The sequence below is a fragment of the Alcanivorax sp. REN37 genome, assembly GCF_041102775.1.
Classification (GTDB): Bacteria; Pseudomonadota; Gammaproteobacteria; order Pseudomonadales; family Alcanivoracaceae; genus Isoalcanivorax; species Isoalcanivorax beigongshangi.
Genome location: NZ_JBGCUO010000001.1, coordinates 579024 through 605488 on the forward strand (window position 1 = coordinate 579024; position 26465 = coordinate 605488).

General features: G+C 62.5%; 28 protein-coding genes. 26 read left to right on the forward strand and 2 right to left on the reverse strand.

Features of this window, described 5'->3' with window-relative positions; genetic code table 11:
- Positions 1-22: 22 nt before the first annotated feature.
- The 6 genes from rpsR (at position 23) to AB5I84_RS02550 (ending at position 5460) form a co-directional block, all read left to right on the forward strand.
- Positions 23-253 (forward strand): 30S ribosomal protein S18, encoded by a 231-nt coding sequence (gene rpsR / locus AB5I84_RS02525; protein ID WP_369454256.1) that lies wholly within the window; start codon positions 23-25, stop codon positions 251-253.
- Positions 254-275: 22 nt separating this feature from the next.
- Positions 276-728, forward strand: a complete 453-nt coding sequence (gene rplI, locus AB5I84_RS02530; RefSeq protein ID WP_369454257.1) for a 50S ribosomal protein L9 — start codon at positions 276-278, stop codon at positions 726-728.
- Between the two features lie 143 nt (positions 729-871).
- Entirely contained in the window at positions 872-2251 is a 1380-nt protein-coding gene (locus AB5I84_RS02535) for a TolC family protein (RefSeq protein WP_369454258.1), read from the forward strand.
- Positions 2248-3222, forward strand: a complete 975-nt coding sequence (locus AB5I84_RS02540; RefSeq protein ID WP_369454259.1) for an HlyD family secretion protein — start codon at positions 2248-2250, stop codon at positions 3220-3222. Before AB5I84_RS02535 ends, AB5I84_RS02540 begins: the two co-directional genes overlap by 4 nt.
- Positions 3212-4333 (forward strand): ABC transporter permease, encoded by a 1122-nt coding sequence (locus tag AB5I84_RS02545; RefSeq protein ID WP_369454260.1) that lies wholly within the window; start codon positions 3212-3214, stop codon positions 4331-4333. Before AB5I84_RS02540 ends, AB5I84_RS02545 begins: the two co-directional genes overlap by 11 nt.
- On the forward strand, positions 4330-5460 hold the full coding sequence (locus AB5I84_RS02550) for an ABC transporter permease (RefSeq protein WP_369454261.1): 1131 nt from the start codon (positions 4330-4332) through the stop codon (positions 5458-5460). Before AB5I84_RS02545 ends, AB5I84_RS02550 begins: the two co-directional genes overlap by 4 nt.
- A gap of 33 nt (positions 5461-5493) precedes the next feature.
- Here AB5I84_RS02550 and AB5I84_RS02555 read toward each other — a convergent pair whose 3' ends face one another.
- Positions 5494-6531, reverse strand: coding sequence for a hypothetical protein (locus AB5I84_RS02555; protein ID WP_369454262.1), 1038 nt, complete (start codon positions 6529-6531; stop codon positions 5494-5496).
- A 211-nt stretch (positions 6532-6742) separates the two neighbouring features.
- Between AB5I84_RS02555 and dnaB the strand changes: the two genes are divergently transcribed.
- The 4 genes from dnaB to AB5I84_RS02575 all read left to right on the forward strand — a co-directional run bounded on the left by dnaB (position 6743) and on the right by AB5I84_RS02575 (position 11655).
- On the forward strand, positions 6743-8140 hold the full coding sequence (dnaB, locus tag AB5I84_RS02560; protein WP_369454263.1) for a replicative DNA helicase: 1398 nt from the start codon (positions 6743-6745) through the stop codon (positions 8138-8140).
- A gap of 38 nt (positions 8141-8178) precedes the next feature.
- Positions 8179-9261, forward strand: coding sequence for an alanine racemase (alr, locus tag AB5I84_RS02565; RefSeq protein ID WP_369454264.1), 1083 nt, complete (start codon positions 8179-8181; stop codon positions 9259-9261).
- Positions 9261-10637: a DNA repair protein RadA gene (gene radA / locus AB5I84_RS02570; protein ID WP_369454265.1), complete on the forward strand. Its 1377-nt coding sequence runs from the start codon at positions 9261-9263 to the stop codon at positions 10635-10637. Before alr ends, radA begins: the two co-directional genes overlap by 1 nt.
- 334 nt (positions 10638-10971) lie before the next feature.
- Positions 10972-11655, forward strand: a complete 684-nt coding sequence (locus tag AB5I84_RS02575; protein ID WP_369454266.1) for a helix-turn-helix transcriptional regulator — start codon at positions 10972-10974, stop codon at positions 11653-11655.
- On the opposite strand, the gene AB5I84_RS02580 is transcribed toward AB5I84_RS02575, so the two are convergent.
- Entirely contained in the window at positions 11656-13359 is a 1704-nt protein-coding gene (locus AB5I84_RS02580; protein ID WP_369454267.1) for a sigma 54-interacting transcriptional regulator, read from the reverse strand.
- A gap of 294 nt (positions 13360-13653) precedes the next feature.
- Here AB5I84_RS02580 and AB5I84_RS02585 point away from each other — a divergent pair, with 294 nt between their 5' ends.
- The 16 genes from AB5I84_RS02585 to AB5I84_RS02660 all read left to right on the forward strand — a co-directional run bounded on the left by AB5I84_RS02585 (position 13654) and on the right by AB5I84_RS02660 (position 26446).
- Positions 13654-13956, forward strand: coding sequence for a phenol hydroxylase subunit (locus AB5I84_RS02585; protein ID WP_369454268.1), 303 nt, complete (start codon positions 13654-13656; stop codon positions 13954-13956).
- 74 nt (positions 13957-14030) lie between these two features.
- Positions 14031-15017, forward strand: coding sequence for an aromatic/alkene monooxygenase hydroxylase subunit beta (locus AB5I84_RS02590; protein WP_369454269.1), 987 nt, complete (start codon positions 14031-14033; stop codon positions 15015-15017).
- A gap of 13 nt (positions 15018-15030) precedes the next feature.
- Positions 15031-15297 carry an MmoB/DmpM family protein gene (locus AB5I84_RS02595; protein WP_369454270.1) on the forward strand — a complete coding sequence of 89 codons (267 nt, stop codon included), beginning with the start codon at positions 15031-15033 and terminating at the stop codon, positions 15295-15297.
- 37 nt (positions 15298-15334) lie between these two features.
- Positions 15335-16837, forward strand: a complete 1503-nt coding sequence (locus AB5I84_RS02600) for an aromatic/alkene/methane monooxygenase hydroxylase/oxygenase subunit alpha (RefSeq protein ID WP_369454271.1) — start codon at positions 15335-15337, stop codon at positions 16835-16837.
- 60 nt (positions 16838-16897) lie between these two features.
- Positions 16898-17260 (forward strand): phenol hydroxylase subunit P4, encoded by a 363-nt coding sequence (locus AB5I84_RS02605; protein WP_369454272.1) that lies wholly within the window; start codon positions 16898-16900, stop codon positions 17258-17260.
- Positions 17261-17273: 13 nt separating this feature from the next.
- Positions 17274-18335, forward strand: coding sequence for an NADH:ubiquinone reductase (Na(+)-transporting) subunit F (locus AB5I84_RS02610; protein ID WP_369454273.1), 1062 nt, complete (start codon positions 17274-17276; stop codon positions 18333-18335).
- Between the two features lie 10 nt (positions 18336-18345).
- Positions 18346-18663, forward strand: coding sequence for a 2Fe-2S iron-sulfur cluster-binding protein (locus AB5I84_RS02615; RefSeq protein ID WP_369454274.1), 318 nt, complete (start codon positions 18346-18348; stop codon positions 18661-18663).
- 11 nt (positions 18664-18674) lie between these two features.
- Positions 18675-19598, forward strand: a complete 924-nt coding sequence (locus AB5I84_RS02620; RefSeq protein ID WP_369454275.1) for a catechol 2,3-dioxygenase — start codon at positions 18675-18677, stop codon at positions 19596-19598.
- Positions 19599-19656: 58 nt separating this feature from the next.
- The gene (locus tag AB5I84_RS02625) at positions 19657-21117 is read left to right on the forward strand and encodes a 2-hydroxymuconic semialdehyde dehydrogenase (RefSeq protein ID WP_369454276.1); all 1461 of its coding nucleotides are present in this window, start codon (positions 19657-19659) and stop codon (positions 21115-21117) included.
- An 11-nt stretch (positions 21118-21128) separates the two neighbouring features.
- Complete coding sequence (gene dmpE, locus AB5I84_RS02630; RefSeq protein ID WP_369454277.1) at positions 21129-21914, forward strand: 2-oxopent-4-enoate hydratase; 786 nt, start codon at positions 21129-21131, stop codon at positions 21912-21914.
- A 33-nt stretch (positions 21915-21947) separates the two neighbouring features.
- Positions 21948-22886, forward strand: coding sequence for an acetaldehyde dehydrogenase (acetylating) (locus AB5I84_RS02635; protein WP_369454278.1), 939 nt, complete (start codon positions 21948-21950; stop codon positions 22884-22886).
- Positions 22887-22897: 11 nt separating this feature from the next.
- Positions 22898-23929, forward strand: coding sequence for a 4-hydroxy-2-oxovalerate aldolase (gene dmpG / locus AB5I84_RS02640; RefSeq protein WP_369454279.1), 1032 nt, complete (start codon positions 22898-22900; stop codon positions 23927-23929).
- Position 23930: 1 nt separating this feature from the next.
- Positions 23931-24725: a 2-oxo-3-hexenedioate decarboxylase gene (gene dmpH, locus AB5I84_RS02645; protein WP_369454280.1), complete on the forward strand. Its 795-nt coding sequence runs from the start codon at positions 23931-23933 to the stop codon at positions 24723-24725.
- Between the two features lie 61 nt (positions 24726-24786).
- Positions 24787-25596, forward strand: coding sequence for a SphA family protein (locus tag AB5I84_RS02650; protein ID WP_369454281.1), 810 nt, complete (start codon positions 24787-24789; stop codon positions 25594-25596).
- A 10-nt stretch (positions 25597-25606) separates the two neighbouring features.
- Positions 25607-25798: a 2-hydroxymuconate tautomerase gene (gene thmT, locus AB5I84_RS02655; RefSeq protein ID WP_369454282.1), complete on the forward strand. Its 192-nt coding sequence runs from the start codon at positions 25607-25609 to the stop codon at positions 25796-25798.
- 291 nt (positions 25799-26089) lie between these two features.
- Positions 26090-26446 carry a DUF4260 family protein gene (locus tag AB5I84_RS02660; RefSeq protein WP_369454283.1) on the forward strand — a complete coding sequence of 119 codons (357 nt, stop codon included), beginning with the start codon at positions 26090-26092 and terminating at the stop codon, positions 26444-26446.
- The last annotated feature ends 19 nt before the right edge of the window (positions 26447-26465 follow it).

Genomic DNA, 26465 nt, shown 5'->3' on the forward strand with positions numbered 1-26465 from the left:
AGCATTCTTAGGAGATTGACCCATGGCACGTTTTTTCCGCCGCCGTAAATTCTGCCGCTTCACCGCGGAAGGTGTAACCCGGATCGATTACAAAGATCTGGACACCCTGAAGGCCTACATCACTGAAACCGGCAAGATCGTCCCGAGCCGGATCACCGGTACCAGCGCGCGCTACCAGCGCCAGCTGGCTCAGGCCATCAAACAAGCTCGTTATCTGGCGCTGCTGCCGTACAGCGACGCTCACGATAACTGATCGAGACGAGAGGTAAGCGATCATGCAAGTCATTCTGCTCGACAAGATCAAGAATCTGGGCGAACTCGGTGCCGTCGTTGACGTGCGCGCTGGTTTCGGCCGCAACTACCTGATTCCGCAAGGCAAAGCGCTGCCGGCCACCAAGGAAAACCTGGCGGTGGTAGAAGAGCGTCGCGCTGAACTGCAGAAGCAGGCTGAAGAAAACCTGGCCGCGTGCCAAGCGCGTGCCGAGAAGCTGGCTGACGCCCAAGTTACCCTGGGTGCCAAAGCCGGTGACGAAGGCAAGCTGTTCGGTTCCATCGGCACCCGCGACATCGCGGACGCCATCACTGCTCAGCTGGGCATTGAAGTGAACCGTGCAGAAGTGAAGCTGCCTGAGGGCGCACTGCGCTCCACCGGTGAGTACGACATCACCCTGCAGCTGCACGCTGAAGTACTGACCACCGTGAAACTGGCGGTGGTCGCTGAAGCTTGATGCTCAAGCTCAGCAACTAAAAAAGGCGGCCTGCGGGCCGCCTTTTTTTTGCGTCGGCGACGTTCAGAGCGCGCCTTGGCCGGCGCAGCGCATGGGGTACAATCGTGACCTTGCAAAGGACACCAGCCGTGGGGGACGGAAGCATGAAGCGATGGTGGGCGGTGATGTGCTTGGGCTGGGCTGTCGGTGCCACGGCAGCGCCGCTGTCGATGGAGGACGCCTGGCAGCGGTTGCTGGCCGAGGATGAGCAACTGGCGGCCGGCGCTGCGGCCCAGCAGCGCGCCGCCAGCATGGTCGATGCCCACGTGTCGTTGTTGCTGCCGCAAATCGACCTGGTTGGTTCGGTGACTCACCTTGAACACCCGGTGGAACTGGACGCGCTGGCGCTGGATCCGCTGCAGCGACTGGCCGACACCCCGGTGGGTCAGGCGCTGGTCAACTACGTCGGCGGCGAAGACTGGTTTGTGACCCCGGTGACGCGGCGCAATGTGGTGCGTTCTTCGCTGGTGGCGCTGTGGCCGCTGTACACCGGTGGCAAGATCAAAGCCGCCGGTGAGCTGGCGCGGTTGGGGCAGGAGGAAGCCCGGGCGCTGTTGGCGGAGATGCAGCGGCTGCGCTTCGTGTCGTTGGTGGCTGCTTACTACGGCGCGGTGTCCGCCGACCGTGTCACTGATACCCTCGATACCACCGCCAATACCCTCGATGAACATGCCCGCGCTGCCCGTGCCCGCGAGGCCCAGCAACAGTTGGCGCCGCTGGAGCGCATGGCGATCGAGGTGGCCTACGAAGAGGCCGCCCTCAATGCTCGCAGCGCCGCTCAGAAGCGCGACAACGTGCTGGTGGCGCTGCGCTCGATGGTGCATGAGGACGGCATCGTCGAGCCGGTGTCGCCCTTGTTCATCCATCGAGATGTGCCGCCGCTGGCGCAGTTGCTCGCTGGGCTCGACGATCATCCCGCGTTGGCAGTGCTGGCGGCCAAGCGTGGCCAGGCACAAACCTTGGCGCGTGCCAGCCGTGGCCAATACCACCCCAACGTGTTCCTTTACGGCAGCCATCAGGTGTACCAGAACAATGACTTCGCCAAGGAGCTGACGCCGGATTGGTATGTCGGCCTCGGCGTGCGCATGCCACTGCTGGACCGCAGCGGCCGCCGTCATACCACCCAAGCCGCCGATGCGGCGGTGGACGAAGCCGGCCACCTGTACAACGCCACCCGCCGCAAGCTGGCGGTGCTGCTGGAGCGCCAGCACAACGAGGTGACTCAAGCGCTGTCGCAGTTCGACAGCCTGGCCCACAGCATTGGGCTGGCCGAGGAGGCGCTGCATCTGCAGCAGCGTGCATTTGCCGAAGGGTTGTCGCGCAGCATCGACGTGCTTGACGCCCAAAATGCGGTGACCGCCGCCCGTACTCGCCAGCAGCTGGCGGCGACCCGCTATGTGCTGGCGCTGTCGGAATTGCTGACGCTGGCCGGGCGCCAAGACCTGTTTTTTGAATTCATGCGTGAAGGGGAGCCGGTGCTATGAGCGCGCGCAATTTCAAAGTGGCAGCGGCGCTGCTGGTGATTGCTGCCATCCTGGTGGCGCTGTGGTGGAGCTACCGGCCGGGGCCGGTGCGCCTGCAGGGGCAGGTTGAAGCGCAGCAATATCTGGTGTCGTCGAAGGTGCCCGGCCGGCTCGGCGAAGTGCATGTGCGCCGTGGCGATACCGTGGAAGCCGGCGCAGAGCTGTTCCGTATCGACAGCCCGGAACTGGAAGCCAAGCTGGTGCAGGTGGATGCCATCGACCGCATCGCCCAATCGCTGGTGCAGGCGCTGGAGGGCGGTACGCGCGACGAGCGCGTGGCGGCCACCCGCAGCGAATGGGAGAAGGCGCAGTCGGCCCGCGAACTGGCGGCCAAGAGCTGGGAGCGGGTGCGGGCGCTGGCGGATGAAGGCCTGGTATCCGGCCAAAGCCGCGATGAGACCTGGACCCTGTACCAAGTGGCGTTGCGCACCGAAGAAACCGCCCACGAAATCCACAAGTTGGCACTGGCCGGCGCCCGCGATGAAGCGCGCGATGCCAGTCACGCCAGTCAGCAGGCCACCGATAGTCTGCGCGAAGAGGTGCGCAATCTGCTCGACGACACCCGTATCAAGGCCCATCGCGGCGGCGTGGTCAGCGATGTGTTGCTGCAGCCCGGCGAGCTGGTGCCGCAAGGATTTCCAGTGGTGATGTTGGTGGATTACCGCGACGCCTGGGCGCTGTTCAACGTGCGTGAGGACCTGCTGTCTGCGTTCCCAGAGGGGCGCGAGTTGACGCTGCAGGTGCCGGCACTGAAAGCCTCGGTGCCGTTTGTGGTCAGCCATGTTTCGGCGATGGGCGATTACGCCACTTGGCGTGCCACGGCGCCGGGGCAGGACTTTGACTTGCGCACCTTCGAGGTGGAGTTGCGTCCGCGTGAGCAGGTGGAAGGGCTGCGGCCGGGCATGAGCGTGGTGCTGGATCTTGCGCCCTGAATTGGACGGCTGGCAGGCGCTGCGCGCCTCGCGCTGGCTGCGGGTGTTGGCGCTGTGGCTGATGCCGGTGCTGCTGGTACTGCTGGCCACGATCTTTGCCGAAGGAACGCCACGGCAGATGCCGGTGGCGGTGATCGACCACGATCACAGCTCCGCCACCCGTGCGCTGGTGCGGGCGCTGCACGCCAGCCCGGCGCTGGCGCCGCAGCAGGGCGTCAGCTCGGTGACCGAAGGCACGCTGCTGTTGCAGCGTGGCGAGGTGCTGGCGCTGGTGACGTTGCCGCAGGGTTTTGAGCGGCAGTTGCGGCGCGGCTTGAGCCCCGAGCTGGTGGTGTTCTACAACAGCCAGTACCTGATGGCCGGCAAACTGGCCGCCACCGCGGTGCGCGAAGCTGCGGCGGAGTACTCCGCCCGCGCTGGCGTCACGCTGCGGGTCACCTATGGCCAGGATTTGCTCGGCGCGGTGGCTGCCGCCGCACCGGTACGGCCGCAGATGACGCCGCTGTTCAACCCGTCCATGAGTTACGCCCACTTCCTTGCCACCGCCATCGCCCCGGCGATGTGGCAGCTGGTGGTGGTGATGACCACGTTGCTGGCGCTGCACTGGCGCCAGCAGCAGGCGCCCTGGCCGCACGCCAGTGGTGAGCGCTGGCGCGCATTGGGCCGGCTGCTGTGGCCGATCAGCCTGCTGCTCATTATTCAAGCGCTGCTGATGCTGTGGGCGTTCCATCAACTGCTCGGCTGGCGCGGCCAAGGTCACTGGGGTTGGCTGGTGCTGGGGCTGGTGCTGATGCAGGCGGCGGTACAAAGCCTGGCGGTGGCGATCATGGGCAAGGTGCAGGATGTGGTGCGGGCATTGAGTCTATGCGCCGCCTATCTGGCGCCGGCATTTGCCTTCATGGGCGTTACCTTCCCGCGTGCTGACATGAACGGGCTGGCGCGCTTCTGGGGCAACCTGATGCCGTCTACCCACTACATGAAAGTACAGATTCCGGTGGCCGATCAGGGCGCGGGGCTGGCGGTGGTGGCGCCGGCGTTACTGGCGCTAACGTTGTTCCTGCTGGTGCTGCCGCTCGGCGTGCGCTGGCTGCGGCCGGAGGCGAACCGATGAGCTTCTGGCGGTTGCTGTGCGCGGAATGGCAGGCGGTGCGCGCCGACTCGGCGGTGATGCTGGTGCTGTTCGGCGGCATCTTGTTCTACGCGGTGCTGTATCCACTGCCTTACAAGCACAATGTGGCCGGCGAACAGCCGGTGGTGGTGATCGACCAAGACCGCACGGCGTTGTCGCGCACGCTGATTCGGCGCGTTAATGCCACGCCGCAGGTGCGCGTCAGCGACCAGGTGTTCAGTGTGGCGGAAGCCCGCGAGCGGTTGGTGGCGGGGGCCGCGCACGGCATGCTGGTGATCCCCGAACACTTCCAGCGCGATGTGCTGCGCGGCAGCCCCACCACCCTGTCCTATGCCGGTGATGCCAGCTATTTCCTGATTTATGGCACGGTGGCCGAAGGGCTGCTGACCGCCGGCACCACGCTGGTGCTGGAAACTCAGGCGCTGCGCAGCTTGATGGTGCGCGACAGCCAAGCGCCGCTGGCGGCACAGCTGCAGCCGGTGCGAGTGCTGGCCAAGCCGGTGTTCAACGCGGTCGGTGGTTACCTCAACTACGTGCTACCGGCGGTGTTCGTGCTGATTCTGCATCAGACCATGCTGATCACTCTTGGCGGCATCACCGTCAAGGACCGTGCCCGCCGCGCTGCCGGCGTGGTCAGTACGCCGTTGCTGCCGGCGCTACTGGCGCGGCTGCTGTTGTTCGTCGGCCTATACATGTTGTTTGCCAGCCTCTACTTCGGCTTTTTCCTGGCTCTGAACGGCGTGCAGGCGGTGGCGCCGCTGGCGCAGTTGCTGCTGTTCACACTGATGTTCCTGGTCACCACCGCGCTGCTGTCGCTGATGCTGGGTTACTGCTGGACCGCGCCAGAACAGCCGATTCTGCTGGTGCTGATCTCATCGCTGCCACTGGTGTTCACCATTGGCTTTGCATGGCCGGTGACCAGCTTGCCAGGCTGGTTGGACGCGCTGGTGAATCTGGTGCCGGCGCGGCCGGGCATCCAGGGGTTGCTGGTCTTGAATCAGATGGGGGCCCCATGGTCGGTGCTGGCACCACAGGCGGGTTGGCTGCTGGGGCAAGGGCTGCTGTTTGGCGGCCTGCTGCTATGGCGAGTCAGGATGACGCGGGGTTGAACGACCGGGCGCCCGAGGGCGCCCGGCCGGGTATCAGAACGAAGCCAGGCCAGAGCAGGCGTCGACGATCTCCTGCGCGGCTGCCAGCAGATCTTCATCCACTACCAGAAGCGGCTGCTGCGGCAGTGTTACTTCAAACCCGTTAGGGCCCTGGGACACGGTGACGTCGCCGCTTGGCAAATAAAATGTTGCTTCACCTTGCGGCGGTAGCGGGCGGACTATCGGGTGACTGCTGATCAGGTCCACGTAGCCATCCAGTGGGCACACAACCTCTTGAGCGCCGTCGTAGGAGATCGCCTCATAGCCGACGCGAGCACGGGCGGACAGAATCTCACCGTTGCCAGGCTGCATCTCGAACTCTGCAAAGGGCCCATTGCCATAGCCGGTGATGCTCAGCTTGAACTGGGTTTTTTCTCGCAGACTGCGCTCTGATCCCGGGTTGCGGTTGTAGATCTCGGAGGTCAGTACGCTCGACTGGGAGGCCCTCAGCTCCGTGCCGCCTTGGAGCAGCGCCTGGCCATTGACGCGTGTGTAGATCACCCCCTCGATGGCCGCTTGTATTTCCTCCGCCCGCAGTTCAACCGGTTGCCCCGGCGCACCGAGTTCGAAAGCGGAATTGAACTGTGATGCCTGGTCGACACCAAGCACAGCGCTGCCATTGACTGATATTTTGATGCCTTCTTCGGTTTGCGGGTTAATGATGACTGCTTGGCAGTCCTGCCATTGGTAGCGGGTGTTGGTCAGCGGCCCGCCGGTCCAGCCAGTTGGTTCCGTGTCGAGCCGTTGTGTGGACTGTGTGCCTTCGGTGACGCAGCGGGTGTCATCCGCAGGGTCGAGCGCCATCTGCGACAGGTTGAACACCATCCCAGGCGCAAACAGTACTTTGTGGTGCAGGTCCTGAATAAGCAGGTAGTGCGCCAGCGCTTGCTGCGCAGATAGCGAGGCCGCCGCATGGGTGATGTAATCGCCGCTGTTTGGGACAGAACTGGAGCTGCTACCGCCGCAAGCGGTAAGCAGGCTGGCGCTGAGCAAAATGCTTGAGCAAGTGAGACGGATGGAGAGGCTGCGCATGGGAGCGGGATTCCAGTAAGGGGTGATGACCGCGCAGTCTAGGTGCCGCTCCGTGTCGCAGCCCGCCTCAACGGGTGGAAGGGGGTCATGGGCCGCCGGGCGGTTGTCGCCGCCCCGCCCACGTTTGCCGGGTGGGCAGGGGGGTGAGACAATCCCCTCCACTTCGGCACCCGCCCTGGGTGCGTCTGTGTTGCCAGAGCCTTCCGAGTCCATGACTGATTCCGCTACCGCCAAGCTTGATCAACACCTGCCCGAATCACTGCGGGTGCCGCCCAACTCCATTGAAGCCGAGCAGGCCATCCTCGGTGGTCTGATGCTCAACAATGACGCGTGGGACCAGGCCGCCGAGCGTATCAGCGAGGCGGATTTCTACCGCAAGGACCACCGGCTGATCTTCCGCGTGATGGGCCAGCTGGCGGAGCAGGACCAGCCGCGCGACTTGGTGACGGTGTCGCAGGCGTTGGAACAGTTAGGCCAGCTCGACAGTGCCGGTGGCATCGCTTACCTGTCGGAACTGTCCAGCAACACGCCCAGTGCTGCCAACATTGCTGCTTACGCCGACATCGTGCGCGAGCGCTCGATCCTGCGGCAGTTGATTCAGATTTCTCAGAAAACCGCCGACAAGGCATTTCGCCCGGAAGGGGCCACCAGTGCCGAGATTCTCGACTCCGCCGAGTCTGCGATTTTCGAAATTGCTGAACAGCAGCAGAAGGGGAATGGCCCGCGCGATATCCGTTCGCTGCTGAAAAGCACTGTTGACCGCATTGACGAGCTCTACCGCACCAAGACCGCCGTGACCGGCTTGTCCACCGGCTTTGAAGAGTTGGACAAGATGACCTCTGGCTTGCAGCCGGCGGACATGGTGGTGGTGGCGGCGCGGCCGTCCATGGGTAAAACCACCTTCGCCATGAACCTGTGCGAGTACGCCGCCATCCACTGTAACAAGCCGGTGCTGGTGTTCTCGATGGAGATGCCCGGCGAAAGCCTGGTGATGCGTATGCTGTCCTCGTTGGGGCGCATTCCGCAGCAGAACGTGCGCTCCGGCAAGCTCGACCCGGATGACTGGCCGCGGGTCAGTTCGGCGATCCAGATGCTGTCGGAAAAACGTCTGTTCATTGACGACACCGGCGGCTTGTCGCCGCTGGAAATGCGCGCCCGCGCGCGGCGGGTTGCGCGCGAATGCGGCGGTGAACTGGGCTTGATCATGGTCGACTACCTGCAGTTGATGCAGGTGCCCGGCAGTGACAACCGGGTGAACGAAATTTCTGAAATTTCCCGTTCCCTGAAAGGTATCGCCAAAGAACTAAACGTGCCGGTGATTGCCCTGTCCCAGCTCAACCGCTCGCTGGAACAGCGGCCCAACAAACGGCCGGTGATGTCGGACCTGCGTGAATCCGGGGCGATCGAGCAGGATGCTGACTTGATCATCTTTTTGTACCGCGACGAGGTGTACAACAAGGACACGCAGGAAAAAGGCATCGCCGAAATCATCATCGGCAAGCAGCGGAACGGGCCGATCGGCACCACCCGGTTGGCGTTCCGCGGTGAATTCACCCGCTTTGACGATCTTGCCCCCGAGTACTACCAGGCTTACTCCGGCGACGAATAAGCCGTTTGCTGTCCGGCGTTGACGCCGTGGAGACCGACATGACCCGAGGCACCCGACTGGAATTGCGCCCGCAGGCGCTGGCCGCCAATGCGCGCCGAGCGCGGCAGTGGGCCGGTGACGCCAACTTGCTGGCGATGGTCAAAGCCGACGCCTACGGCCACGGTCTGACCACCGCCGCCGCCGCACTGGCGGCCGACGTCGACGGCTTCGGTGTGGCGGTGACTGCAGAGGCCATCGCCCTGCGCGAGGCCGGGGTGCAGCGACCGATCTGGGTGATGGAAGGCTTCTTCGATGCGGACGAATTGGCCGCCGGTGCGGCGCTGGACCTGCACTGGGTGGTGCACGCGCCGTGGCAGATCGCGCTGCTGGCCGCCTGGCATGGCGCGCCGGTGACGGTGTGGTTGAAGCTCGATACGGGCATGCACCGGCTCGGCGTGACGGTGGAAGAAGCGCCGGCCACCATCGAACAATTGCAGGCGCTGCCGCAGATCACGCTGGCCGGTTTGGTCAGCCACTTCGCCTGCGCCGATCGCGCCCAAGATGACATGAGTGCAGCGCAATTGTCGGCCACCAAGGAGCTGGCGCGGGTGTACCGGCTGCCGTTCAGCGCTGCCAACTCTGCCGGTCTGAGCCGTTACCCGCAGGCGCGTGGCGCTTGGGTGCGGCCGGGCATCTGTCTGTACGGTGCCACGCCGCGCGAGGATCACAGCGCCGCCGAGCTTGGGCTGGCAGTCACCCAACGACTGAGCGCACGACTGATTGCGATCCGCGACATTGATGCCGGCGAGTCGGTGGGCTACGGCGCCCACTGGGTGGCCAAGGTGCCGAGCCGCATTGGCGTGGTGGCGATTGGTTACGGCGACGGTTACCCGCGCCACGCCCCGGCGACCACGCCGGTGGCGGTGGGCGGCGTGCGCACTCATTTGGCCGGCCGCGTGTCGATGGACATGCTCACCATCAACCTCACCGGGCTGCCGCAGGCGGCGGTGGGTGACGAAGTGGAACTGTGGGGCGATACCGTGAGTGTCGATGAAGTGGCGCAGGCGTGCGGCACCATCAGCTACGCGCTGTTTTGCCAGATTACCGCGCGGGTGCCGCGCGTCGTGGCCGGAGACGCCTGATGGCTGCCAAGCGTAAAACCGCCTATGTCTGCAGTGATTGCGGTGCCGACCATGCTAAGTGGCAGGGCCAGTGTAGCGCCTGTGGTGCCTGGAACACGCTCAGCGAATTTGTGGTCGACAGCACGCCCAGCCGTGCCGGCGCCAGTGTCGGTGGCAGCCGCAGTGGTTTTGCAGGCAGCCTCGCCACGGTGCAGCGGTTGGACCAGATCGAACTGAAGGAAACGCCGCGTATTGGCACCGGCATGGTGGAGCTGGATCGGGTGTTGGGCGGCGGCTTGGTGCCCGGTTCGGCGATCCTGATTGGCGGCCACCCCGGTGCCGGCAAGTCGACGCTGCTGCTGCAGGTGCTGTGTCGGTTGGCCGCAGAAAAGTCCTGCCTTTACATCACCGGCGAGGAATCGCCGGCGCAGGTGGCGATGCGCGCCGAGCGGCTGCAACTGCCCAAGGATCAGCTACGGCTGGCAGCGGAAACCGATGTCGAACGCATCCTTGACCTAGCACGTGCGGAAAAGCCCGCCATCTTGGTGATCGACTCGATCCAGGTGATGTACCTGCAGGGCCTGCAATCCGCGCCGGGTTCGGTGGCGCAGGTGCGCGAATCAGCCGCGGCGCTGACCCGATTTGCCAAGCAGACTGGCACCGTGCTGCTGTTGGTCGGCCACGTCACCAAGGACGGCACCCTGGCCGGGCCAAAGGTGCTGGAGCACATGATCGACTGCTCATTGATGTTGGAAGGCTCCACCGATTCCCGTTTTCGTACCTTGCGTGGACTAAAAAACCGCTTTGGCGCGGTCAACGAGCTCGGCGTGTTTGCGATGACCCAAGAAGGGCTGCGCGAAGTAAAAAACCCGTCTGCGATTTTTCTTAATCGCGCTGAAGAAGTGTCGTCCGGCTCGCTGGTGACCGTGGTCTGGGAAGGCACCCGGCCGCTGTTGGTAGAGCTGCAAGCGCTGGTGGATCAGAGCCACTTCGGCAACCCGCGCCGCGTGTGCGTCGGGCTGGAACAAAACCGGCTAGCGATGCTGCTGGCCGTGCTGCACCGTCACGGCGGCGTGCAAGTGGGTGACCAAGATGTCTTTGCCAACGTGGTGGGCGGTGTTCGGGTGATGGAAACCGGAGCTGACTTGGCGCTGCTGCTGTCCATCGTGTCCAGCTTCCGCGACCGGACCCTGCCACGCGATATGGTGGTGTTCGGCGAGGTCGGTCTGGCCGGCGAAATTCGCCCGGTACCGCACGGCCAGGAGCGCCTAACCGAAGCGGCCAAACACGGTTTTACCCGCGCCATTGTCAGTGCGTCCAACCGTCCTCGCACTCCGATTGAGGGCATGGAAGTGATTGCCGTGCGCACGTTGGCGGAAGCCCTCGAACAGCAGTAAACCCTCTCTGTGAAAAAACATATTCACGCTGCGCGGCGTGCCGCTCGCGGCTGCTGCGCAGTGTCTCTCTCGCGGCGCGTCGCGCTGCTATTCCTCAGTGACACAATTGGGTCAATTTGGCGTGTAATGCTGCGCGGGCGGTCGTCCCACCGCGACAAGCGGCGTCGCGCTATCGGCCTTGGCCAATTGAACGCACTTCATCGCCTGCCTAGAGTTTGGCACCACTGTTCGTGTGACCCAGTTAACCTTTTCCGGCAGGGGTCGCGGTCCAGGGAGCGGGTGCGCCGGGGGGCGGCGGTGCTTTCTGGAGGCCGATAACAAGGACCGTCAAATCATGTCCCAAGCCAGAGATACGGCGCTCAGGCTGCTTGCCCTGTTGCGCTTGGTGCCGCTCGAACCCCGGCGGATTGCCACCTCCACCCTGCACGAGAAGCTGCGTGAGCGCGGATTTGCTGTAAGTCTCCGTACCGTCCAGCGAGACCTATTGCGTTTGTCGGGACCGTTCCCGCTGATGTGTGATGAATCCGTCATGCCCCATCGCTGGAGCCTGTCAGAAAGCGTGACCCAAGATCTGCGCGACATTGATGCGCCGATCGCATTGGCGCTGCATATGGCCGAAGACCATTTGCAGATGGTGTTGCCGCAAGAAGTGCTGGATGTGCTGGCACCCCATTTCAGCCGGGCGCAGAAATACCTGGCCGGCATGGAGAGCAACGAGTTGGCGCAGTGGCTACGGCAGCCGGAGAGCAGCCCGGAACGCTTTCCGGCAGCGCGGATTTCCACCGCCGTGTGGCAGCCGGTGGCGGCGGCAATCCTGGCGCGGCATCAACTGGATGTGCAGTACAGCAGTGGTGCCACCACGCCGGAGCGCTACCTGCGCATTCTGCCTTGTGGTCTGGTCACCCGCGAAGGCACCAGTTACCTGTTAGCGCGCGAAGAAGGGCAAGACCGACTGCACCGCTTCGCGCTGCACCGCATCGCGTGGGCGCGGCCGGTGGATGCGGTGGGCAGCGCCTGATTAAGGCTCCTTTACTGACTTCTTCACCCGATAGGCAAACGCCGCCCGCGTCATGCCCAGCAAGCTGGCCGCTTCGGTGTAGTTGTCGTCGGCCCGGCGGAGGGCGCTGCGCAGCAGATGGTCTTCCAGCTTGGCCAACTCAATGCGTTGGTCGAGCACTTGTTCGGCGATGCGCTCCAGCGTGGCAGCTTCGCTGCACACTGCTTTCAAGGTGCCGGACGCCGCATCGACGCGGTGTTCCGGCGCCAGTGGCGTGCTGACGCGCACGCTGCTGTGCACGAGCTCTTCGGAAATCGACTGATTTTCCGGGGTCAGAATTACCGCCCGCTCGATGATGTTTTCCAGTTCGCGGATATTGCCCGGCCAATGGTGCTGGTTTAGCGCCTGCATGGCGCGATCGGTAAGCCCCTGGGTGTTGCGCTGGTACTTGTGCTCATAGCGCTTGCGGAAGTGCTCCGCCAGCAAGCCGATATCGTTGCGGCGCTGACGCAGCGGTGGCACCACCACGGTGTAGGCGTTGATGCGGTAAAACAAATCAGCGCGGAACTTGCCTTGTTGCACCGCCATGGCCAGGTCTTCGTTGGTGGCGGCGACGATGCGCACATCCACCCGCTGGCTGCGGGTGCCGCCGACGCGTTCGATCTCTCCTTCCTGTAGCGCACGCAGTAGAGCCGCCTGGGCGCGCGGACTCAGCTCGATCACTTCATCAAGGAACAAGGTGCCGCCGTGAGCGCGTTCGAAGCGGCCGCTGCGCGATTGGGTGGCGCCGGTGTAGGCGCCTTTTTCGACACCAAACAACTCTGCTTCGATCAACTCAGGTGGGATCGCCGCGCAGTTCACCGCCACGAACGGGCCCTCTTTGCGGCGGCTCATGCTGTGCACCCGGCGAGCAAGGATTTCCTTGCCGGTGCCGGTCTCGCCGATCAGCAACATGGTGACGTCCGAGGGCGCGCCTTGATCGATCACTTTCAAGGCACTGGTGAACGGCGGCGCCTCGCCCAACGCCGGCGGAATGTCACTGGCATCGAGGCGCTGTTTTTCTAGCGCAACGATGCGCGATTGGAGTTCATAAAACTCATCAATCAACGGCGATATTTTGAATAATTGGCGAAAGTTTTCCGCGTCGTCCCATTCATGGGCGAGTTTGCCAACGATGATGCAGCGTTCGTCATCGTGGCCTTGGCACTCCACTTCTCGGTACTGAATTTCGAGGCCGGTGAAGTGGCTGGAATAGGCACAGGCATAGCCGATCAACGACCAGCACACGGGCTCGCCCATCGGCCCTAAGTGGGTGCGAGCGATCTCTACTTCAAACGAATCAATCCACTCGAATGAGGCATGGAAGTGCGGCTCTTCTGGGCGGAACTCCACATACAGTGGCACCACTTTCACCATGCCGCGCAGCGCATGCATTTGCGGGCCGGTCAGAAACGCTTTTTCCGGCGGCATGTCTGGATGCAGCTGGCGCGCCAATTCGGCATCGCGCAGCCCGGAGTAATAGCCCAGCCGCATGAAAAAACCTTTAGCGCGTTCAACACCGAGCGACATCACGATTTCGTGGCGAAATGACGCCAGCGAAAACAAGTCCAGCAACACCGCACGGCGTTCGTTGACCCACACCTTGCCGTCCACCGGCTCGAATTTGAGCTTGTTGAGCAGCTCGCCGAGATCGGGAAAGCACAGGGTCGTGTCGGGCTCAGTCATGAGCGAAGCACCTGTTGTCATTGTTATGGCCACCGAAAGTAGCGCACGGGTGCAGCGGGTTCAACCACGCGGCTGTGAACGCAGCCACGGGCTTGATGAAAACATCACTTCTCGTTTTTGCCTGAGGATTTGATCAAAGCCTCGCGCGGCTTCACGTGTCAAAAGGCTCTTCGCAGAACAACCAAAATTAAATTTTTTTCTTTCTAAAACAGCCTGTTGTGAATGCTGATAGCAACTTGGCACGGCGCTTGCCTTGGCTATGTTGCCCGCAGCATGAGGAAGGAGGCTCTGCCCATGACAGTGCATCAGCCGGCCCAGGCGCGGCACCCCGGCAGCAGTGACGGCGCCGTGGTGCCGCTGCCGCTGACCAAGTACGTACGGGTGCGCAGCGCGCCGGATGCCCGGTTTGTGGAGTTCGATTTTTCCATCAACGACCCGACGCTGTTTGTCGAGCTGGTGTTGCCGCCAGAGGCGTTCAAGAGTTTTTGCGCCACTCACGAAGTGCGTCACATGACGACTGAGCAAGCGGCAGCGGTGGACGCCGATATGGAGAAGTGGCGCTACGGCGACGACACGCTGATGGCGCGCCAACGCTGACGCGCGGCGCGACTGCGCCACAAGTTGATAACAACAACAGGCGGTGATTAGCCGCCACGGAGAAGGTGAGAAACATGGTGCTTGAGATCAAGACGTCCGCCCTCGAGCCGGTGCGCAACGTCTACGCCAACTTGGAACGCCGTTTTGGTGACAAGGCGGCCAGCCGCTACCAGGAAGCCACCTACGATCTGCAGTCGGTGGTCAATTTTCACTATCGCCCGCTGTGGCAGCCGCAACATGAGCTCAACGATCGCGCGCGCACCGCCATCGTGATGAGCGATTGGTACGACTTCAAAGATCCGCGCCAGTTCTACTACGGCGCCTACGTGCAAAACCGCGCCAAGATGCAAGAAATCGCTGAAAGTGATTTTGCGTATTTCGACAAACGCGCCCTCAAAGACAACCTGTCGCCGAAGGTGTGCGACTACCTGATCCATCGGCTGCTGCCGCTGCGTCACGCGGAAAGCACCGCCAACCTCAACAACATGTATGGCTGCGCCTTCGGCTTCGGCACCGCTATCACTCAGGCGCTGCTCTACAACGCCATGGACCGCCTTGGCATTGCTCAATATCTGTCGCGCATCGGCTTGCTGTTGGATCACAACAGCGGCAGTTCACTGGCCGCTGCCAAAGACAGCTGGCTGCATGCCGCCGAGTGGCAGGGCCTGCGTGCGCTGTGTGAGCAGATGACGGTGGTGCAGGACTGGTTCGAGGTGGTGTTGGCTCAAAACCTGGTGCTCGACACCCTGGTGTTCGACCTGTTCTACCGGCAGATGGACGACAAGCTGGTGGCTGACGGCGCCCGCGATGTGGCGTTGCTCACCGACTTCATGCGCAGCTGGAACAAAGACATCTGCCGCTGGTTCGACGCGGTGGTGAAAGCCGCTGCCGCCGAATCCGATGCCAACCGCGCGCAGCTCAATCAGTGGATTGCCGACTGGCGCGCACGGGCTGCCGAGGCGCTGGCACCGATTGCCTCAGCGGCATTGGGTGACGACGCCTTAGCGCAAGCCTTGGCGGCGCTCGATACCCGCGTCAGCAAACTCGGCCTCGGCGCCTGACAGGAGAACTGCCATGTCGAAAGTTTATATCGCGCTGCAGGACAACGATGACGCGCGCTACATCGTGGAAGCCATTGAAGACGACAACCCCGATGCCGTGATCCAGCGGCAGCCGGCCATGATTCGCATTGAGAACAGTGGCCGGCTGGTGATTCGCAAGGCCAGCGTGGAAGACAAGATGGGCCGCGACTGGGAGCTGCAAGAGTTGCACCTGAGCCTGATTACCCTCGGCGGCAACGTCAGTGAGGACGAGGACGAGATGGTCCTGCACTGGAACTGACCGCGCCCGCGCCACCACAACAACAAAAGGGTTAGCCATGAGCACGCAAAAAATGAACCTCACCGAGCGCTACCGCGCGCTCACCCGTGACCTCGACTGGGACTACTCCTACGCTGATCGCAAAGAGGCCTTTCCGTACGAGGATTTCGAAGGCATCAAGATCACCGACTGGTCGAAATGGGAAGATCCGTTCCGTCTGACCATGGATGCTTACTGGAAATACCAAGCTGAAAAAGAAAAAAAGCTGTACGCCATTTTTGATGCGTTCGCGCAAAACAACGCCCATCTGAACGTCGCCGACGTGCGTTACGTCAACGCCATCAAGCTATTCCTGACCGGCGTAACGCCGCTGGAATACCAGGCTTACCAAGGCTACGCCCACGTCGGTCGCCAGTTCGGTGGCGCTGGCGCGCGGGTGGCCTGCCAGATGCAGTGCATTGACGAGCTGCGTCATGTGCAAACCCAGATTCACGCCATGAGCCACTACAACAAGTTCTTCGACGGCTTCCAGGATTGGTCGCACATGCACGACCGGGTCTGGTACCTGTCGGTGCCGAAGTCGTTCTTTGAAGATGCACGCACCGCCGGCCCGTTCGAGTTTCTGGTGGCGATCAGTTTTAGCTTCGAATACGTGCTCACCAACCTGCTGTTTGTGCCGTTCATGTCCGGCGCGGCCCACAACGGCGACATGGCCACCTGCACCTTCGGTTTTTCCGCGCAATCCGATGAGGCGCGCCACATGACGCTGGGGCTGGAGATCGTCAAGTTCCTGCTGGAGCAGCACGAAGACAACGTGCCGATCGTGCAGAAGTGGATCGACAAATGGTTCTGGCGCGGCACCCGCTTGCTGTCACTGGTGGCGATGATGATGGACTACATGTTGCCCAACAAAGTGATGTCGTGGAAAGAAGCCTGGGAGGTGTATTTCGAGGAAGCTGGCGGGGCCCTGTTCAAGGATTTGGCCCGCTATGGCATCAAAATGCCGGAGTTCGTCAAGACCACCGAAAAAGAAAAAGAGCACGTCTCGCACCAAGCCTGGTGGATTTTCTACAACTACAACCACGCCGCCGCCTTCCACACCTGGATCCCATCGGATGAGGAGCTGGATTGGCTGAGCGCCAAGTACCCGGACACCTTCGACAAGTACTACCGCCCGCGTTGGGAGCTGGCGCGCAAGCTGGAAGCTGAGGGCAAGCGCTTTTACACCGCCGGCCTGCCGCAGCTGTGCCAGACCTGCCAAATCCCGATGGCGTTCACCGAGATGAGTGACCCTGAGCAGATTTGCTACCGGCTGTCTGAATACGAGGGCGAGAAGTACCACTTCTGCTCCGACGGTTGCCAGCACGTGTTCGATCAAGAGCCAGAGAAATTTGTGCAGGCTTGGCTGCCGGTGCATCAAATTTTCCAGGGGAACTGCGGCGGCCCGTCGGTGGAGGAGATCCTCACCGATTACTACAACATCACCCTCGGCCAAGACAACTTGGACCTGAAAGGATCGCCGGACGAAGAACGCTGGAAGAAGTGGAAAAAAGTGTCCTGAGCGTGTCACCGGTCCGCCGCGTTGCGGCGCGGCGGACGCACTAAGAAAAAGGATAACAACATGCCCGTACAAGCGATTGTTAACGACTACAAGATGCCGGCGCTCGATGTGCAGGCCAATTTTCACGGCAACCAGCTGCTCTACATCGGCTGGGATCGTCACCTGATGTTTTGCGCCCCCTTCGCGTTTGCGGTGAGCCCAGACATGACGCTGCGCGCCTTTCTCGATGAGGTGGCCGGTCCAGCGTTTGCCGCCCACCCGGAATTCGATCAGGTGCGCTGGGAAGACGCCGAGTGGCGTCATGACCATCGCCCATTTGTGCCGCAGTTCGACCAGTCGCTGTCGGCCCAGGGCATTACCCACAAATCCATCCTGCGGTTCCTGACTCCGAACCTGAAAGGGTTCCAGGGCAAGGGTGTGTGAACGGGAGCAGGTCATGACATACGAAGTGGTTGTGGAACCCACCGGGGCTGTGGTCACGGTGGAGGAGGGCCAGACCCTGCTGGCCGCGGCGCTGCGCCAGGGTGTGTGGCTTCCGTTTGCCTGTGGTCATGGCACCTGTGGCACCTGCAAGGTGCAGGTTCTGGAGGGCGACTGCGACACCGGCGATGCCTCGCCCTTTGCACTGCTGGATATGGAGCGCGAAGAGGGCCGGGTGCTGGCGTGCTGCGCGTTGCCGCAGTCAGATTTGGTGATCGAAGCAGACATCGATGTGGACCCGGACTTCGCCGGCCACACAGTGGAAGACTACCGCGCCACTGTGGTGGCTATCGAAGCGCTGTCACCCACCATCAAGGGCATCACCATGGCGTTGGATCGTGACATGGCGTTTCAAGCCGGCCAGTACGTGAATCTGGAAATTCCCGGCCTTGGCGCCACGCGCGCATTCTCGATTGCCAATCCGCCGAGCCGGCCCGACACCGTGGAGCTGCATGTGCGGCGGGTGGAGGGCGGTGCCGGCACCGGCTGGGTGCACGACCAGCTGCAGGTCGGCGACAGCGTGGCGCTATCCGGGCCTTACGGGCAATTTTTCGTGCGCAGATCAGATGTGAAGGACGTGATTTTTATCGCCGGCGGCTCGGGCCTATCAAGCCCGGAATCGATGATTGCCGATCTGCTCGAACGCGGTGATGAGCGTCAGATTCACTTGTTCCAAGGCGCGCGCTGTCTTGATGAGTTGTACCACCGTGAGCGGTTTGAGCAGTGGGCCGCGCAGCACGCCAACTTTCATTACCACCCGGCGCTCAACGAAGCGCCGTCTTGCGGCAGTTGGTCGGGCTATGTCGGTTTTGTCCACGAAGCAGCCAAGACCCATTTCAACGGCAGTTTTGCTGGCCATAAGGCCTATCTGTGCGGCCCGCCGCCGATGATCGATGCCGCCATCACCGCGCTAATGCAAGGGCGGGTGTTCGAGGCGGATATCCATATGGAGAAATTCCTCACCGCCGCCGATGCCGCCGAGGGCAATACCCGCTCGGCGTTGTTCAAACGCATCTGAGGAAACTGCCATGGACACTGAGTTCTGCCGGATCCATGTGCGCAACCGCGATCAGGTGTTGCTGATCAGACGTGGAGACAAGCTGCTGCAAGGCATGGAGCAGTGTGGCCAGCAGCTGATCCGGGTGGGTTGTCGCAAGGGCGGCTGCGGGCTGTGCCGCATCCGCATCCTGTCCGGCGAGGTGGCCTGCGAAAAAATGAGTCGCTGCCACGTGAGCGCGGAAGACCGTGCGCTGGGTTATGCGCTGGCGTGCCGGGTGATTCCGCAGACCGATCTGGTGATCGAGTCGGATCACTGCCGGTTGTTTCAAAACACCCCAACTGAATAAGGATAACGACGATGAGAAAAGGTGTGATGCGTCCGGGGCACGTGCAAATCCGTGTGCTGGATCTTGATGAAGCGCTGCAACACTACACCGACCTGCTGGGGCTAATCGAGGTTGATCGCGACAGCCAGGGCCGGGTCTATCTAAAAGCCTGGACCGAGGTAGATCGCTTCTCGGTGGTGCTGCGCGAAGACGACAGCCCAGGCATGGATTTCATGGCGTTTAAATGCCTCGACGAGGCGGTGGTAGACGGGCTGGCGCAGGAGCTGCGGGCCTACGGTCTGCCGGTGGAGGAAATCCCGGCCGAGGAGCTGACCGGATGCGGCCGCCGCATCCGCTTCCAAGCGCCCACGGGGCATTTCTTCGAGCTGTTTGCCACCAAGGAGCAAACCGGCAAATGGGGCATTCACCCCAGTAATCCGGAAGCCTGGCCGCGCGATCTCAAGGGTATGGGGGTGCAGCGGTTCGACCATTGCCTGCTGTACGGCGACGACCTCGATGGCACCTATGACGTGTTCATCAACATTCTGGGCTTTGAGCTGGCCGAGCAGGTGATGGATCCGGACGGCAACCGGGTGGCGCAGTTCCTTACGGTGTCGATGAAGGCGCACGACGTGGCGTTCATCAAGCACGGTGAAAAAAACAAATTCCACCATGCCTCGTTTTATTTGGAAACCTGGGAACAGGTGCTGCGCGCGGCGGACTTGATCGCCATGACCGACACCTCGATCGACATCGGTCCCACGCGCCACGGCCTCACCAACGGCCAAACCATTTACTTCTTCGACCCGTCTGGCAACCGCAACGAAGTGTTCTGCGGCGGTAACTACCACTATCCGGATTACCCGCCGATCACTTGGGACGCCGACCAACTGGGCAAGGCGATTTTTTACCACGACCGCCAGCTCAACGAGCGCTTCCTGACTGCGTTGACCTGATCTGTCCGGGGCCGGGTGCGCGTCACCCGGCTGCAGTCCATTGCAGAGAGAAAGGCTGATGAAAGAGTTCAAGCATTTTATCAACGGCCACTACGTGGCATCGGCCAGCGGCAACACCTTTGAGAACCGCACGCCGGTGGATAACAGCCTGATCGGCCTAGTCCACGAAGCCGGCAAGGCGGAGGTGGATGCGGCAGTGCGCGCCGCCCATGCAGCGCTGCGTGGGCCTTGGGGGGCCCTGACCCAAGCCGAGCGCACCGCGCTGCTGAACAAAGTGGCGGACCGCATCAACCAGCGCTTCGATGAGTTCCTCGACGCTGAATGCCGCGACACCGGTAAACCACGCGCCATGGCATCCCACATCGACATCCCACGGGGCGCCGCCAACTTCAAAGCCTTTGCCGAAACCGTGGCCAACCAGCCCACCGAAGGCTTCCGCATGGATACCCCGGACGGGCGCGGTGCGGTGAACCTTGGTCACCGCACCCCGAAAGGGGTGATTGCAGTGATCGCGCCGTGGAACCTGCCGCTGCTACTGATGACCTGGAAAGTCGGTCCGGCGCTGGCCTGTGGCAACACTGTGGTGGTGAAACCGTCGGAAGAAACCCCGGCCACCACCACGCTGCTAGGCGAGGTGATGAACGAATGCGGCGTGCCGCCCGGTGTGTTCAATGTGGTGCACGGTTTCGGCCCAGATTCCGCCGGTGAGTTTCTCACTCAGCACCCGCTGGTGAACGCCATCACTTTCACCGGCGAGACTCGCACCGGCGAAGCCATCATGCGTGCCGCCTCGGTGGGACTGCGCAATATTTCGCTGGAATGCGGCGGCAAAAATCCCGGCATCGTGTTTGCTGATTGCGATCTCGAAAAAGCGGTGGAAGGCACTATGCGCTCGGCGTTCGTCAACTGCGGACAGGTTTGTCTGGCCACCGAGCGGGTGTATGTGGAACGCAGTATTTTTCCGAAATTTCTGGCGCGTATGAAAGAAGAAGTGGCCAAGCTGCGCAGCGGCCGGCCGGAAGACAGTGACGCTAATTTCGGTCCGCTGGTGAGCCTGGAGCACCGTGAAAAAGTGCTGTCTTACTACCGTTTGGCGGTGGAAGAAGGCGCCACCGTGGAAATCGGTGGCGGTGTGCCGGACATGGGCGCCGAACTGAATGACGGTGCCTGGATTGAGCCCACCATCTGGACGGGCTTGCCCGACGATGCGCGGGTGATTCGCGAAGAAATCTTTGGCCCCTGCTGCCACATCCGCCCGTTCGATACGGAAGCAGAAGTGATCGCGCTGGCCAACGACACCGAATACGGCCTCGCTGCGGCCATCTGGACCGAAAACAGCGCCCGCGCTTACCGCGTGGCGGAGCAGATCGAGGCTGGGCTGGTATGGGTCAACAGTTGGTTCCTGCGTGATCTGCGCACCTCGTTCGGCGGCGCCAAGCAATCCGGCATCGGCCGCGAAGGCGGCATCCACGGGCTCGAGTTCTACACCGAGCTGAAAAATATCTGCGTGAAGCTGTAAGGGGAAAGCCGATGCGCACCACATTGATTCAGACCCTGGGCGATGAGCTGTACGACGCTTTGCGCGGCCGCCACACCGTTACGCCGCCCACCGATCGCCACCCGGACCTGACGGTGGACGAGGCCTACCGCATTTCGCTGCATTTGTTGGAGCGGCGACTGGCCGACGGCGAGAAGGTGATCGGCAAGAAAATCGGCCTCACATCTCGTGCGGTGCAGCAAATGCTGAAGGTGGACCAACCCGATTTCGGTTTTCTCACCGACGCCATGGTGTTCAACCAGGGCGAGGACATGCCGATCAGCGACCGCCTGATTCAGCCGCGTGCGGAAGGCGAAGTGGCCTTCATTCTCAAGAAAGACCTGACCGGTCCCGGTGTCACTGCTGCCGATGTGCTGGCGGCCACCGAGTGTCTGATTCCGTGTTTCGAAGTGGTGGATTCACGCGTGGAGGACTGGCGCATCACCATCGCTGACACGGTGGCGGACAACGCTTCCTGTGGGCTGTTTGTGCTCGGCGATCAGGCGGTGAGCCCGCGCCAGGTCGACCTGGTCACCTGCGGCATGGTGGTGGAAAAAAACGGCGCCATCCTTTCCACCGGGGCCGGCGCGGCGGCGCTAGGGTCGCCAGTGAACTGCGTGGCATGGCTGGCCAATACGTTGGGCCGCTTCGGCATTCCGCTGAAGGCCGGCGAGGTAATTCTGTCGGGCTCACTAGTGCCGCTGGAGCCGGTGCAGGCCGGTGACGTGATGCGGGTGGACATTGGCGGCATCGGTAGCGCCAGCGTGCGCTTTGTTTGACGGCGAACCCAGCCTGCTGCGGGGAGAACGAATATGAGTAAAAAAACAAAGGTGGCCATCATCGGCTCCGGCAACATCGGCACCGACCTGATGATCAAGGTGCTGCGCCATGGACAGCACATCGAAATGGGCGCCATGGTCGGTATCGACCCGGACTCTGACGGCTTGGCCCGTGCCCGCCGCTTTGGCGTGGCCACCACCCATGACGGCGTCGACGGTTTGATCGCGCTGCCGGAATTTGCCGACATCGAGCTGGTGTTTGATGCCACCTCTGCCAACGCCCATGTGCACAACGATGCCAGGTTGCGCGCCGCCAAGCCGGGCATTCGATTGGTGGACCTGACGCCGGCGGCAATCGGCCCCTACTGCGTGCCGGTGGTGAATCTGGAACAGCACCTGCAAGCCACCAACGTCAACATGGTCACCTGTGGTGGCCAAGCCACCATCCCGATTGTGGCGGCGGTGTCCAAGGTGGCGTCGGTGCATTACGCCGAAATTGTTGCCTCCATTGCCAGCAAGTCGGCCGGGCCCGGCACCCGCGCCAACATCGATGAGTTCACCGAAACCACCTCGCGCGCCATTGAAGTGATCGGCGGCGCCGGCAAGGGCAAGGCGATCATCGTCATGAACCCGGCGGAGCCGCCGTTGATCATGCGCGACACCGTCTATGTGCTCTCGGCGGCAGCGGATGAAGGTGCGGTGCGCCGCTCGATTGAAGACACGGTGGCGGCGGTCAACCGCTATGTGCCCGGCTACCGCTTGAAACAAGCGGTGCAGTTCGAGCGCATTGCCGAGAACGCGCCGTTGAACTTGCCCGGCGTTGGCCGCTTCAGCGGCCTGAAAACCACGGTGTTCCTGGAAGTGGAGGGCGCCGCCCACTACCTGCCCGCCTATGCCGGCAACCTCGACATCATGACATCCGCTGCACTGGCCACCGCCGAGCGCATTGCCGCTGCAGCGGCAGGCGCGTGAGGAGTTCTGCCATGACATTCAAACCGGCCCGCAAACTGTATATCTCCGACGTCACCTTGCGGGATGGCAGCCATGCCATCCGCCACCAGTATTCGATTGCCAACGTGAAAGCGATTGCGCGCGCGCTGGACGCCGCCAAGGTCGACTCCATTGAGGTGGCCCACGGCGATGGCCTGCAAGGCTCCAGTTTCAACTATGGCTTCGGCGCCCACACCGATTTGGAGTGGATCGAAGCGGTGGCAGAGGAGCTGACCCATGCGCGCATTGCCACGCTGCTGCTGCCTGGCATCGGCACCGTTCACGACCTTAAGGATGCCTACGATGCCGGCGCCCGCGTGGTGCGGGTGGCGACTCATTGCACTGAAGCGGACGTGTCGCGCCAACACATTGAGTTTGCCCGCAACCTGGGCATGGACACCGTCGGCTTTCTGATGATGAGCCACATGCAGACACCGGCCGGGCTTGCCCAGCAAGCCAAGCTGATGGAGGACTACGGCGCCACCTGTCTGTACGTGGTGGACTCCGGCGGCGCCATGTCGATGCAGGACATCCGCGACCGTTTCCGCGCGCTCAAAGAGGTGCTCAAACCTGACACCGAAACCGGGGTGCACGCCCACCACAACCTGTCGCTGGGGGTGGCTAACTCCATCGCCGCGGTGGAAGAGGGCTGCGACCGCGTGGACGCCAGCCTCGCGGGCATGGGCGCCGGTGCCGGCAACGCACCGCTGGAGGTGTTCATTGCTGCCGCCGAGCGGCTCGGCTGGGAACACGGCACGGATCTGTACACCTTGATGGATGCCGCCGACGACATCGTGCGGCCGTTGCAGGATCGCCCGGTGCGGGTGGACCGCGAAACGCTAGCGTTGGGCTATGCCGGGGTGTACTCCAGCTTCCTGCGCCACTCGGAATTAGCGGCGCAGAAATACGGTTTGAAGACCGTGGATATTTTGGTGGAGCTGGGCCGTCGGCGCATGGTCGGCGGCCAGGAAGACATGATTGTGGACGTGGCCCTCGACCTGCTGGCCGCGCAGAAGGAGCACTGACATGACCCGCACCCTGACCCCGGAACAGATCAAAACGTTGGCCGAACACGTGGAAAACGCGGAGTTGCAGGCCCACGACATTACCAAAATTACCGCCGATTACCCGGCCATGACCTTCGCCGACGCCTACGACGTGCAATGGGAAATCCGCCGCCGCAAAGAAGCGCGCGGCCACAAGGTGGTGGGTTTGAAAATGGGCCTGACGTCCTGGGCCAAGATGGCTCAGATGGGCGTGGAAACGCCGATCTACGGATTCCTGGCGGACTATTTCTCGGTACCGGAAGGCGGTGACGTGGTGGTGGACGAGCTGATTCACCCGAAGATCGAAGCGGAAATTGCGTTCGTCACCAAGGCGCCATTGAAAGGCCCCGGCATTCACATCGGTGACGTGATGCGCGCCACCGACTTCATCCTGCCGGTGGTGGAAGTGATCGATTCGCGCTATCGCGATTTCAAATTCGACCTCACCAGCGTGATTGCCGATAACTGCTCATCCAGCCGGTTCATTACCGGTGGTTGCATGGCGCGGCTGGAAGATGTGGACGTGAAAACGCTGGGTGTAGTGATGGAAATTAACGGCGAAGTGGTGGCCACCGGCGCTGGCGCTGCGGTGCTCGGCCATCCGGCGGCGTCGGTGGCGATGTTGGCCAATATGCTCGGCGAGCGCGGCGAAGAAATTCCCGCCGGCACCTTCATCATGACCGGCGGCATCACCGCAGCGGTCACCGTCAACAAAGGCGATGCCATCAACATCCGGTACCAAGGGTTGGGTTCCATCAGCGCGCGCTTTGTATGAGGCGCGCCGCTCCACGCATAACACACGCATAACAACAGCCAACAATGACGTGAGGCCTACCATGAAGAAATATTTGATCTGGACCAGCGCGGCCCTGCTGGGTCTGTCTGCCACCGCCCACGCTGGCCATTATGTGGCCGGTATTGAGGGCACCCGCGCCGCTGCGGTGCCGCCGCCGGGTTTCTATTACAAGGGTGATGCGGTCCATTACGGGGCCGACGATCGCAATCTGGATGTGGACGTCACCGCACTCGCTAACCGCCTGATCTTTGTGTCGGACACCCAAGTGCTGGGCGGCCAGCTCGGCTTTGAAACCATCATTCCGTTGATCCAAACCGACCTTGAAGTGAAGGGCGTGCTGAAGGACAAGCACGGTGGTATTGGCGATGTGTTTGCTGGCAGCTTCCTCGGCTGGCACGGCGAGCGTTGGCACTCGGTGGCCGGGCTGGGGCTGTGGTCTGACGTGGGTCGCAATGACCATCCGGCGGACCCGGGGCTGGGCTACAGCTCGTTAATGCTCACCCTGGGCGGCACCTACCTGCTCGACAGTGACGGCGCCACCAGCGTGTCGCTGCTGGGCCGCTACGAGGCGCCCACCCGCGGCGCCATCGACGACCAATTGACGCTGGAGTGGGCGCTGAGCCGTACCGTGCAAGGCGTGGATTGGTCGCTGGTGGGCTACAACCAGCTCGGCATGGACGATGACAAATCCGAAGCCCATGCCGCCGGCGCCTCGGTGGGTTACTTCTGGCCAAGCCACGGCATTGGTCTGGAAGGGGCCGCCTATAAAGAGTTCACCGTTAAAAACGAGATCGGCGACAACGGGCCCAAGGGCACTTTGATCCGACTGTCACTGGTCAAAGCATTCTGAGGAGGCGGCCATGCCGATCGCCCATATCCATCTGATGGAAGGCCGCGATGACGCGCAGAAAGAAGCGCTGATTGCCGCTGTCACCGACGCCATTGTCGCCAGTCTTGGCGTGCCACAGGACACGGTGCGGGTGTTGCTACAGGAGCTGCCCAAGCAGCACTTTGGCATCGCCGGGCAATCGGCCAAGGCGCGCGGCCGCTGACCTTTCGGCGCTGAGCGGTTCTGACTCGCCCGCGGCACCGGTGTCATGGCCGGTGTCGCGGGCTTTTTTATGGCCGGTACCGCCTGATCGCAGGCGCCGTCAGCGTCGCGGGTCGCTGCCAAACCGCGGCGGCGTGGCAATCACGTGTTGCTGGGCCAACGGGAGCGGACGTTGCGCTAGCGCCTAGCTTGGGGGGTGCTACAGGGCACCCGCAAACTGTCACGACGTTACGGCACGCTGGCAGCAGGGCAGCAGAGCGGCGACACGGAGCAGGATGCGATGGAGACCGGTGTGAAACGGATACTGCAACTGGAAGGGCTGGCGGTGCTGTGGGTCAGTCTGCTGGCGTACAGCCGCTGGGGGGCCGGTTGGGGTGGGTTCGTATTGGGTTTCTTGGCGTTGGATGCGCCTTTGCTGCTGTACCTACTGGGGCCACGGATCGGAGCTTGGGGCTACAACCTTAGCCACAGCTATGTGGGCGCGCTGTTGTGTTTAGCGCTCGGGGCTGGCGGCGGGCCGCCGCTGCTGCTGGCGGTCGGGCTGATCTGGACGGCGCGTATTGGCTTCGACCGCGCGTTGGGTTGGGGACTTAAATCAGCGCGCGGGGTGGCGTTCACTCATTTGGGCGTGCTCGGCTCGCGGCGCTGACGGCAGTAACAAACACGGG